Origin of the sequence: Pseudomonas sp. (assembly GCF_050739775.1) — a bacterium.
Classification (GTDB): Bacteria; Pseudomonadota; Gammaproteobacteria; order Pseudomonadales; family Pseudomonadaceae; genus Aquipseudomonas.
The window spans coordinates 96,788-108,031 of sequence record NZ_JBOICA010000013.1; the positions used below are offsets into that span (position 1 = coordinate 96,788).

General features: G+C 61.8%; 10 protein-coding genes. 2 read left to right on the top strand and 8 right to left on the bottom strand.

Translation table 11 applies throughout. The annotated features are described in order from the left end of the window. Nucleotides 1-7 precede the first annotated feature (7 nt). Nucleotides 8-1,237, bottom strand: a complete 1,230-nt coding sequence (locus ACRESH_RS09160) for an efflux RND transporter periplasmic adaptor subunit (protein WP_431741686.1) — start codon at nt 1,235-1,237, stop codon at nt 8-10. A gap of 65 nt (nt 1,238-1,302) precedes the next feature. Further along, nucleotides 1,303-2,556, bottom strand: coding sequence for a TolC family protein (locus ACRESH_RS09165; protein ID WP_431741687.1), 1,254 nt, complete (start codon nt 2,554-2,556; stop codon nt 1,303-1,305). A 203-nt stretch (nt 2,557-2,759) separates the two neighbouring features. Between ACRESH_RS09165 and ACRESH_RS09170 the strand changes: the two genes are divergently transcribed. Both ACRESH_RS09170 and ACRESH_RS09175 read left to right on the top strand, forming a co-directional pair. Further along, nucleotides 2,760-3,434, top strand: a complete 675-nt coding sequence (locus tag ACRESH_RS09170) for a heavy metal response regulator transcription factor (protein WP_431741688.1) — start codon at nt 2,760-2,762, stop codon at nt 3,432-3,434. Continuing rightward, the gene (locus ACRESH_RS09175; RefSeq protein WP_431741689.1) at nt 3,431-4,819 is read left to right on the top strand and encodes a heavy metal sensor histidine kinase; all 1,389 of its coding nucleotides are present in this window, start codon (nt 3,431-3,433) and stop codon (nt 4,817-4,819) included. Before ACRESH_RS09170 ends, ACRESH_RS09175 begins: the two co-directional genes overlap by 4 nt. A 101-nt stretch (nt 4,820-4,920) precedes the next feature. Here the strand turns inward: ACRESH_RS09175 and pdxJ are convergent, their stop codons facing one another. The 6 genes from pdxJ to lepA form a co-directional block, all read right to left on the bottom strand. Next, entirely contained in the window at nt 4,921-5,646 is a 726-nt protein-coding gene (gene pdxJ, locus ACRESH_RS09180; RefSeq protein WP_431741697.1) for a pyridoxine 5'-phosphate synthase, read from the bottom strand. 62 nt (nt 5,647-5,708) lie between these two features. Then, entirely contained in the window at nt 5,709-6,392 is a 684-nt protein-coding gene (gene recO / locus ACRESH_RS09185) for a DNA repair protein RecO (protein ID WP_431741690.1), read from the bottom strand. Nucleotides 6,393-6,450: 58 nt separating this feature from the next. Beyond that, nucleotides 6,451-7,353, bottom strand: coding sequence for a GTPase Era (gene era / locus ACRESH_RS09190; protein WP_038607646.1), 903 nt, complete (start codon nt 7,351-7,353; stop codon nt 6,451-6,453). Further along, entirely contained in the window at nt 7,346-8,035 is a 690-nt protein-coding gene (gene rnc / locus ACRESH_RS09195; protein ID WP_028943430.1) for a ribonuclease III, read from the bottom strand. The genes era and rnc overlap by 8 nt, the downstream gene beginning before the upstream one ends. A 178-nt stretch (nt 8,036-8,213) precedes the next feature. Then, entirely contained in the window at nt 8,214-9,068 is an 855-nt protein-coding gene (gene lepB / locus ACRESH_RS09200; RefSeq protein WP_431741691.1) for a signal peptidase I, read from the bottom strand. Between the two features lie 5 nt (nt 9,069-9,073). Further along, the gene (lepA, locus tag ACRESH_RS09205) at nt 9,074-10,873 is read right to left on the bottom strand and encodes a translation elongation factor 4 (RefSeq protein WP_431741692.1); all 1,800 of its coding nucleotides are present in this window, start codon (nt 10,871-10,873) and stop codon (nt 9,074-9,076) included. Nucleotides 10,874-11,244 lie beyond the last annotated feature (371 nt).

The following is an 11,244-nucleotide window of genomic DNA, read 5'->3' on the forward strand; positions in this document are numbered from 1 at the left end:
GCGCAGGTCAGTGGGCGTGCTCGGCGCTGGCCTTGCCCAGCTCCGACTTGAGAACGAAGCTGCCCAACACCGCCACCTGCTGACCGGCTTGCAGGCCCTTGCGGATTTCGACATAGCCATTGGCACTGGCGCCCAGCTCCACCGCCTGGGCGATGAAGCCCTCGGTGGTGCGCACGAACACTGTGGGTCTTTCTTCGAGACTCTGGATCGCCTGATCGGGTACGGCCAGGCTGGCGGCAAAGGTTTCGGTCGGCACCTGAACAGCTACGAACAGGCCAGGGCGCCAGGCACCACGCGGGTTGTCGAGGGTGACGCGGACGCTGGCGGTGCGCGTCTGCTCACCAAGCAGGCTGCCTACATGACTGATCCGCCCTTCAACCTGCTCACCCAGCTCGCTGGCAATAATGCTCACCGCCATGCCGGCGCGGACCTTGCCCAGGTCGCGCGGCGCCACACCAAAGGTCGCCCAGACCCGCGACAGGTCGGACAGGGTGAAGGCTGCGCTGGTTTCGTTGACGACTTCGCCCGGCACCAGGTGCTTCTCGACGATCTGCCCGGCAAACGGTGCGCGCAGTTCGTAACGGTTGCCGCCGGCCAGCACCGTGGTACCGCTCAGGGCGCTGATTTTCTGCCGGGCATTGGCCTGGGCAATTTCAGCCTCCTGCAGGGCCTGGCGGGCTTGCAGGTAGTCCTGCTCGGCGGAAATACCTTCCTGCCACAGGTCCTTTTCGCGCTGATAGGTGCTGCGCGCCAGCTCCAGGCGACGCTGGCTCGCGGCCAACTCGCTACGCTGTTCGGATATCTGCGGGCTGGCGATCACTGCCAGCAGATCGCCAGCCTTGACCTGTTGGCCTAGTACCACGGCGACCGATTCGACCACCCCGGCGGCTCTGGGCACCATATGCGCGGTGCGGTCCTCGTCGAAGCGGATCTCACCCGGCAGCGACAGGTTGCGTTGCAATTGCCGAGGGGCCGCAGCGGCCAGCTCGATACCGGCCAGGTCGATCTGTTCCTGACTGAGCTTGATCGCGCCCTCTTCCTCATCATGGCCCTGCTCGGACTCGGCATGCCCATGCTCGCCTTGTTCTTCCTCATCGTGATCACCTTCAGCATGATCGTGGGCCGCCGCTGGCGCTGCGCCCCCCTGTAGCGGACCGGCCTGGCGCGCCAGCAGCGCGCCCAACCCCAGGCCCAGCAACAAGGCTGCGATCAGCAGCGTTGTGGACTTCTTGTTCATGCAGACTCCTTAGCACTCACCGCTGAGCGCGGTGACGATCAAAAGTGGAGAGAAACGATCAGGACTCAGCGACTGGCCAGGCTCAGGTCGCCGAAAATCCGCTCCAGGCGCACCCGCGCTTCGCTACGCTGGGCCTGGGCCTGGAGGTACTGCAGGCGCGCGGCAACCAGGGTGCGCTGGGCATCGAGGACATCGAGAAAAGCAAACTTGCCGCGCTCGAAGCCGCGCGTGGCGGCGTCCACCGCCTGTTGCGCCGAAGGCAGGATCGAGCGGTCGAAGTCCTGCACTTCCTGGGCAGCAGTGCCCCACTGGGCCAGCGCCTGGACCACTTCACTGCGCAGACGCAGTTCGGCGCCGTTGCGCTGGTCACGGGCCTGATCGGCGCGACGGGCTGCGGCCAGGACATTGCCCTGGTTGCGGTCGAACAGCGGAATCGGCAAGGACACCCCAACCACATTGATGCGCTCGCGATCGGTTTCGCTGTACTGGCTGCCGACGCTCACTGTCAGGTCGGGAATTCGCTGCGTGCGTGCCAGGTCCAAGGCAGCGTCACGTTGATCGATCTGTGCCCGGGCCAGGCGCATGTCCGGCGTTTGCTCCAGACGTTCGAGTAGCAGGGTGCGGCTCGGCAAGCTCATGTCCTCGTTGCCCGTGCCTTCGACCCGGCTGAAATCAGCCATAGGTGCACCGGTTGCCGCCGCCAGCTGCTGGTAGGCAACGGTCAGGGCCTGCTCGGCGCGCCCTTGCTCCAGGCGCACCTCCGACAGCTGCACCTGTGCCCGGGTTGCCTCCACCGGCGAGGCGCTGCCGGCCTTGACCCGCCCTTGCACCACATGCAAGGCCCGCTCACTCAAGCGCAGTGACTGTTCGGCCAGCTGCAGACCTTCCTGGGCCTGCACCGCCGCCTGGAAGGCGCCGATCACTTCGGCACGCAGGGCATTGCGCTGGCGCTCAAGTTCAAGTCCGGCCAATTCCGAATCACGCCCGGCCACGCCCAGCCGCGCACCGCGCTTGCCGCCCAACTCGAACATCTGGCTGACGCTGAGCGTGGTGGTCTGCGAGCCTTTGCGAGTGTCTTCAACCTCCCAGCTCAGCTCGGGGTTGGGCAACACCCCGGCCTGGCGCCGCTCACCTTCGGCGATATCAATGCCCCAACGCGCTGCCGCCAGCTCAGGATTGTTGGCCTGGGCTGTTTGCAAGGCGTTGTCGAGGGTCAGCACAGGGCCTTGGGCCAACGCCAGCGATGGCAAGGCCAGCAGTACCAGCGTCAGCAGAATGCGGCCACGGTGTGTGCCGGGCCTGTCCAGGGTGCAAAACATGGCGGACTCCTGCGCCTTTTTTGGAGCCCGCACTGTAGTAATCGGGGTTTATCCCCAAGATGACTCGAAGATTACAAATCTGTAATCCAGCCGCTGCCAGACAAAAGATGCCTTAGTATCCGCCGCTCGACGCCTTCCACTCCTTGACCTTGCAGCCACTTCAGGGTTGAGAATCACCGCCTATCTCACCACCGAGTCATTTCATGCGCTTACTGATTATCGAGGACGAGCTTCGCACCGCCGATTACCTGCAGCAGGGGCTGAGCGAGAACGGCTACATCGTCGATTGCGCCCACAGCGGTGCCGACGGCCTGCACCTGGCCCGCCAGCAGGCCTACGACCTGATCATTCTCGACGTCAACCTGCCCGAACTCGATGGCTGGACCGTGCTGCAGCGCCTGCGCACCGAATCCAGCACACGGATCATGATGCTCACCGCCCACGGTCGGCTCTCGGACCGGGTCAAAGGCCTGGACCTGGGCGCCGACGACTACCTGCTCAAGCCCTTCGAGTTTCCCGAGTTGCTGGCGCGCATCCGCAGCCTGTTGCGGCGCAATGACCAGGCCCTGCAACCGAATACCCTGAAAGTCGCCGACCTGGAGCTGGACCCGGGCCGTCACCGTGCTTACCGCGGTGGCCAGCGTATCGACCTGACGGCCAAGGAGTTTGCCCTGCTGCACCTGCTGATGCGCCAGAGCGGCGAAGTGTTGTCGCGCACGCAGATCATTTCACTGGTCTGGGACATGAACTTCGATTGCGACACCAATGTGGTTGAAGTCTCGATCCGCCGCTTACGGGCCAAGATCGATGATCCCTTCGAGGACAAACTGATCCACACCCTGCGCGGCGTCGGCTATGTGCTTGAGGCGCGCGAATGAAACCGGCGCGGCTTTCGCTGCGCCTGGGCCTGAGTGTCAGCCTGATGGGTGCTGCGCTGGTCCTGCTCATGGCGTGCCTTGCGGTGCTTGCCCTCGACCATGAGCTGGACAGCCGTGCGCGAAAAAGCCTGACAGCCAAGATGGCGCAGATCGAACACGGCCTGAGCATCGACCTCAAAGCCGGTGACCTGCAAACGTCTGCGCATCCACTGCTGGATGTAGTCATGGGCCATGACAACCTGAGCTTGAGCGTGATAGCCCTGACAGGGCGGCATTCGGCCCTGTTGACCCTGGGCCCGGGGCTCGACGCCGAAGCCCTGATGCAGATTCCCGGCAGCACGCAGCTAGCCTTCCAGCAATGGCGCGACAGCGATGACAATCACCTGCTGACCGCCTCACGGCTGATGCGTTTGCAGGACGGCACCGAGGTTCGTGTACTGCTCACCATTAACCTCGCCGACGACCATAGCCTGTTACAGGCTTACTTGCGCTCGACGGTGGTGGCTCTGCCGCTGCTCGTGCTGTTGATCGGTTTTGCTGCCTGGAAGCTGGTGCAGCGCGGCCTCAAGCCGCTACGCAGGTTCAGCCAGATCGCCGAACAGGTTTCCGCCCAGCAACTGGCCTTGCGCTTGCCACTGGATGACTTGCCCCAAGAGCTCAATGAGCTGGCCCATGCCATGAATGTCATGCTCGACCGTCTCGATGGCGGCGTGCAGCAACTCTCGCAGTTCTCCGACGACCTGGCCCATGAACTGCGCACGCCGATCGGCAACCTGATGGGCAAGGCCCAGGTGACTCTGAGCCGGGAGCGCCCCGTCGAGCAATACAAGGACGTGCTGGAAGCCAGTATCGAGGAGTTGACCCGGCTCAACCGGATCATCAATGACATGCTGTTTCTTGCCCAGGTCAGCCAGCCTCACACCCAGCTGCCGCTCAAACCGGTGAACCTGGCTGATGAAGCCAAGCGTGTCAGTGAGCTGTTCGAGTTCAACAGCGAGCAGAAAGGCATCAGCCTGCGCTTGCATGGCTGGGGTTCGATCATGGCTGATCGCCTGATGGTGCAGCGAGCGTTGTCGAATCTGTTGAGCAATGCCATTCGCCATAGCCCTGAGGGGCTGCCGATTGATATTGCCATCGAGCGCTGCGGGGATGAGGTCTGGCTGTGGGTGGAGAACCAGGGCCCGGGTATTGAGCAGGCACATCTGCCTCATCTGTTCGAACGCTTTTACCGGGCAGGATCAGGGCGTTCGCGGCTGGAGGGCGGGACCGGATTGGGATTGGCGATTGTGAAGTCGATCATGCAAGTGCATGGGGGGCGGGTTGAGGTGAGCAGTGAACTGAATGGTTTGACCCGGTTCAGTCTGGTCTTTACCCAAACCTCTTGACCGTAGGAGCGGATTCATCCGCGATGGACTGCGTAGCAGTCCCATTCTCCAGGGCCGCTGCGCGCCCCTTCGCGGATGAATCCGCTCCTACAACAGGCTTATCAGTGCCGGCTAGCAGCCATGATCAGTGCCTTCATCTCCGCCACCGCCGACTTGAAGCCAACGAACAGCGCATGAGCTACCAGCGCATGACCAATGTTCAGCTCGTTGATGCCCTTGATCGCAGCAACGGCTTCAACGTTGTGGTAATGCAGACCATGGCCGGCATTGACGATCAAGCCCTGGGCCAGGCCAAAGGCTACGCCGTCGGCGACACGCTTGAGCTCTTCGGCAACATCTGTCGGGGTTTCGGCGTCGGCATAGCGACCAGTGTGCAGTTCAATCGCCGGTGCGCCGACGCGGCGCGAGGCTTCGATCTGGCGCTCGTCGGCATCGATGAACAGGGACACCTCCGAGCCCATGCGCGACAAGCGTTCAACCGCCGCCTTGATCCGCGCTTCCTGACCGGCCACGTCCAGGCCACCTTCGGTGGTCAGTTCCTGGCGGGTTTCCGGTACCAGGCAGATGTGCGCCGGACGGATACGCTCGGCGAAGGCCATCATTTCTTCGGTGACACCCATTTCGAAGTTCATGCGCGTCTGCAGCACGTCCTTGAGCACCAGCACATCGCGCTCCTGGATATGCCGGCGGTCTTCGCGCAGGTGCACAGTGATGCCGTCGGCGCCCGCCTCTTCGGCGTCCAGCGCGGCCTTGACCGGATCGGGGTAGCGCGTGCCACGCGCCTGGCGCAGGGTCGCCACGTGGTCGATGTTCACGCCGAGGAGCATGCGGTTGCTTTGAGTCACGAAGAGGCTCTCCTGAAGATTGAGCCTGACAGCATACGACGTGCTCAGCGCTTGCGAAACAGTTCCCGACTGACCAGTGGCCGTCCGCCCAGGTGCACAGCCAGGGCCTGGCGCATCAGACGCTTGGCTGCACTCAAGGCGCCAGGAACATTCCAGTCGGCGTCGGCCATGGCAACAAGCTCGTCGCCCCGGAACAATCCGGGTTGCAGCAGGTAGACCCGTTCAAGCCCGGCGTCCACCTGCAGACGGTACAGACCATCGACCACCAGCGGCTCACCATTGATATCCCGGTCCAGGGCAAAGGCATAACCCAGTTCATCCAGCAAACGCCATTCGAAGGCCCGCAGCAGCGGTTCCAGCGGCCGCCCGGCGGCCAGTGCCTGCAATGTTGCCGCGTAGTGCTCGAACAGGACGGGATGCGGATCTTCCGCGGGCAACAGGCGAACCAGCAGTTCGTTGAGGTACAGGCCACTGAACAAAGCATCGCCATTGAGCCAGGCGGCCACACCGACGCTGTCCAGGCGGCCGACCGTCTTCAGCTCGCCGCGTCCACGAAACTCGACTTCCAGAGGTACGAAAGGCCGGGCCTGGCTGCCGCCCTTGCCACGCGCACGGCGCAGCACAGCGCGCAGGCGCCCTTGCGGGGTGAGGAAGTCCACCAGCGCGCTGGTTTCACGGTAGGCCCGGCTGTGCAGCACGTAGGCCGGTTGGCCAACTGGCAGTTCCATGAGCAGCGCTTCAGAAGAGGTTCTGACCCGACAGCGGACGCTGCCGGGCCTGATGCGATCAGAGGTCGCCGTAGCCCAGCGAACGCAGGGCGCGTTCGTCGTCGGACCAGCCACCCTTGACCTTGACCCAGAGGTTGAGCATGACCTTGGCGTCGAACAGCACTTCCATGTCCTTGCGCGCCTCGGAGCCGATACGCTTGATGCGCTCACCCTTGTCGCCAATGATGATCTTCTTCTGGCCGTCACGCTCGACCAGGATCAGCGCATGGATATGCAGGATCTTGCCCTGCTGCTTGAACTCTTCGATTTCCACAGTGATCTGGTACGGCAGCTCGGCGCCGAGCTGGCGCATGATCTTTTCGCGTACCAGTTCAGCGGCCAGGAAGCGGCTGCTGCGGTCAGTGATCTGGTCTTCCGGGAAGAAGTGATCGTTTTCCGGCAGGTGCTTGGCGATCAGGCCTTCCAGGGCTTCGAGGTTGTGCCCCTGTTGCGCGGAGATCGGTACGATCTCGGCGTTCGGCAGTTGCTCCTGCAGCCATTGCAGGTGCGGGATCAACTCGGCTTTCTCTTCGATCCGGTCGGTCTTGTTGATCGCCAGGATCACCGGGCCCTGCACGTACTGCACGCGTTCCAGCACCAACTGGTCTTCGTCGGTCCACTTGGTGCGGTCAACCACGAAGATCACCACATCGACGTCCTTGAGGGCAGCCGAGGCGGTCTTGTTCATGTAGCGGTTGAGCGCCTTTTCGTTGCTCTTGTGCATACCCGGGGTATCGACGTAGATCGCCTGGATATCACCCTCGGTCTTGATCCCGAGCATGTTGTGGCGGGTGGTCTGCGGCTTGCGCGAGGTGATCGCCAGCTTCTGGCCGAGGATGTGGTTGAGCAGGGTCGACTTGCCGACGTTCGGGCGGCCGACAATGGCGACATAGCCGCAGCGGGTAGTATTCGTATCAGTCATTGCCATTCTCCACGCCCAGGGCGATCAGTGCTGCGGCGGCCGCTACTTGCTCGGCGATACGCCGGCTGACGCCCTGCCCTCGGCTTTTTTCAGTCAAAAGGGTCACTTCGCATTCGACGAAAAACGTCCGGCAATGGGGTTCACCTTGAATGTCCACCACTTCGTAGCGCGGCAGTTCGCAGGCCCGCGACTGCAAAAACTCTTGCAGACGGGTTTTCGGGTCCTTGTTGGTATCGACCAGGGTCAGGCTCTCGAACTCGCCGGTCAGCCAGGCCAGTACGCGCTCGCGGGCGGTCTGCATGTCCGAGTCGAGGTAGATCGCGCCGATCAAAGCCTCCAGGGCGTCAGCCAGGATCGATTCGCGGCGAAAACCTCCGCTTTTCAGCTCACCGGAGCCCAAACGCAGGTACTCGCCCAGGTCGAAACCACGGGCCAGTACAGCCAGGGTCTCGCCCTTGACCAGACGCGCGCGCAAGCGCGACAACTGGCCTTCACGGGCCTGGGGAAAGCGCTCGAACAGCGCTTCGCCAGCGACGAAGTTGAGGATCGCATCGCCGAGAAACTCGAGGCGTTCGTTGTTGCGCCCGGCAAAACTGCGGTGCGTCAGGGCCAGCAGCATCAGCTCCTGGTTCTTGAAGGTGTAACCGAGCTGGCGCTCGAGGCGGCTCAAGGAAACGCTCACAGTGTACCCACGCGCAGTTCGTGGTCGATATTCAACACTTTGTTCAAATCAACATCCTGAAAGACTATTTGGCTCATGCCCCCGGCGCTGGCGGCCCAGGCGGATCCGTAGATCCCTCTGAACACAGCCTATGCCAGAAATGCATTCGGCGCTGTCCCAGGACAGCGCCGTTGTGGTGTTACTTGATCAGACCGACTCGCGAAAGGTTCGGGAAGTGGCTGAGTTTGGGCTCTGGCCAGCTCATCCAGACCGCGAAGGCCTTGCCGACGATGTTCTGGTCCGGGACCATGCCATGCAGCGCCTTGGGAATATTGGGGTCATCCCAGTAACGACTGTCGTTGGAGTTGTCGCGGTTATCGCCCATCATGAAGTAATGGCCGGCCGGGACTGTCCATTGCTGGTCAGGCGGCATGCGATAGCGGCTCATTTCCTTGCGGATCAGGTGCTCGGCTTCACCGAGCTTTTCCTTGTACAGCTCGGCGCTGCCCAGGGTGCCCGGCTCGCTGCCCACCAGTTGCTCGGCAATCGGCTGACCGTTGACGAACAGCTTCTTGTCGCTGGTGTAACGAATCTGGTCGCCCGGCAAGCCAACTACACGTTTGATGTAGTTGACGTTCGGGTCGCTCGGATAGCGGAACACCATGACGTCGCCGCGCTGTGGGTCACCGACTTCGATGACCTTTTTGTCGATCACCGGCAGACGAATCCCGTAGGAGAACTTGTTCACCAGGATGAAATCACCCACTTCCAGGGTCGGCTTCATCGATCCCGACGGGATCTGGAAAGGCTCGACCAGGAACGAACGCAGCACCAGGACAATGAACAGCACCGGGAAGAACGACTTGCCGTACTCAACCAGCAACGGCTCCTTGTTCAACTGCTCGACCACTGTCATTTCGGGCTGGCTGACGCTGCCCTGATAGTTGGCGATCGCCGAACGCCGGCGCGGCGCCAGGAACAGCAGATCGACCAGGGCCAACAGACCGCAGACGGCAACGGCAACGACTAGCAACAGCGGGAAATTTAGCGACATAGGACCTAACTATCCAACCTGAGCACGGCGAGGAAGGCTTCTTGTGGAATTTCCACGTTGCCGACCTGTTTCATGCGTTTCTTACCGGCCTTCTGCTTCTCCAACAGCTTGCGCTTACGGCTCACGTCACCACCGTAGCATTTGGCCAGTACGTTCTTTCTGAGCGCCTTGACAGTGGTTCGCGCCACAATCTGCCCGCCAATGGCAGCCTGGATTGCCACGTCGAACATCTGCCGAGGAATCAGTTCCTTCATCTTCTCGGTCAATGCCCGACCTTTGTAATGCGCATTGTCGCGGTGCACGATCAGCGCCAGGGCGTCGACCTTGTCACCGTTGATCAGTACATCGAGCTTGACCAGGTTGGCCGACTGGTAGCGGTCGAAATGGTAGTCCAGCGAAGCGTAGCCACGGCTGGTGGACTTCAGGCGGTCGAAGAAGTCCAGCACCACTTCGTTCATCGGCAGGTCGTAGCGCACTTGCACCTGCGAGCCGAGGAACTGCATGTCGCGCTGTACGCCGCGCTTCTCGATGCACAGGGTAATGACGTTGCCCAGGTGTTCCTGAGGTACAAGGATGGTCGCGGCGACGATCGGCTCGCGGAAGTCCTCTACCGAAGACACGTCCGGAAGTTTCGACGGGTTGTCGACATAAATGGTCTCGCCAGTCTTGAGCTTGACCTCGAAGATTACGCTTGGCGCCGTGGTGATCAGGTCCAGGTCGTATTCGCGCTCCAGGCGCTCCTGGATGATTTCCATGTGCAGCATGCCGAGGAAGCCGCAACGGAAGCCGAAGCCCAGGGCGTCGGAGCTTTCCGGCAGGTACTGCAGCGACGAGTCGTTCAGGGTCAGTTTCTGCAAAGCATCACGAAAATCTTCGAAATCTTCGGAACTGACCGGGAACAGCCCGGCATAAACCTGTGGCTGGATACGTTTGAAGCCTGGCAGCACTTCAACTTCAGGGGTGGAGCTGAGGGTCAGGGTGTCACCGACCGGAGCACCATGAATTTCCTTGATGCTGGCGATAATGAAGCCCACTTCACCGGCCTTCAAATCAGCGGTTTGAGTGTGTTTCGGAGTGAATACACCGACACTGTCGACCAGGTGAACTTTACCGGTGGACTTGACCAGGATCTTGTCGCCCTTCTTCACGCGGCCATGACGCACGCGCACCAGGGAGACAACGCCCAGGTAGTTGTCGAACCAGGAGTCGATGATCAGCGCCTGCAGGGGCGCCTCGATGTCACCGGTCGGCGCCGGGATGGTCTGTACCAGGCGCTCGAGCACCTCGTCCACGCCCATGCCGCTCTTGGCGCTGCAGGCCACGGCGTCGGTGGCATCGATGCCGATGATCTTCTCGATCTCTTCCTTGACCTTGTCCGGATCAGCCTGGGGCAGGTCCATCTTGTTCAGCACCGGCATGACCTCCAGGCCCTGCTCGATGGCGGTGTAGCAGTTGGCGACCGACTGGGCCTCGACGCCCTGACCGGCATCGACCACCAGCAACGCACCCTCGCACGCGGCCAGGGAGCGGCTGACTTCATAGGTGAAGTCGACGTGACCCGGCGTGTCGATGAAGTTCAACTGGTAGGTTTTGCCGTCCTGCGCCTTGTAATGCAAGGTGACACTGTGGGCCTTGATGGTGATACCGCGCTCACGCTCCAGGTCCATGGAATCGAGTACCTGGGCCTCCATTTCACGCGCAGACAGGCCACCGCACATCTGGATGAAACGGTCAGCCAGGGTCGACTTGCCATGGTCAATGTGGGCGATGATGGAGAAATTGCGGATATGACTCAAATCACTCACGGGTCAACACTCAAAAAGGCTGCGGGCCGGACGCCCACCGAAAAATAGCCGGGAATTGTACCTGAAGCTGAAAGGATATGGGAGATTCCATGTTGTCCCGCGATAAGGCCCCGCCAAACAAAAAAGGTTCTTCACGGAATCCCGGGGACTATGATCCTTGGGTTGGGTTGGGATGTTGAGGCTGCGAGCTTATCCATTCAATGCGGCGACGCTGCCGGCCCCTTCCGCCTTTACGGCGCCCTACTTTCTCTTGGGAAAAGTAGGCAAAACCGCTTGCTCCTGCATACGGCCCTACGCTGCGCTCCGGGTCCCCTCGCTACGGCGCCTTCCGGGGCCACGCGGCCTACGACTTGCTACGCCAAGTCTACGGC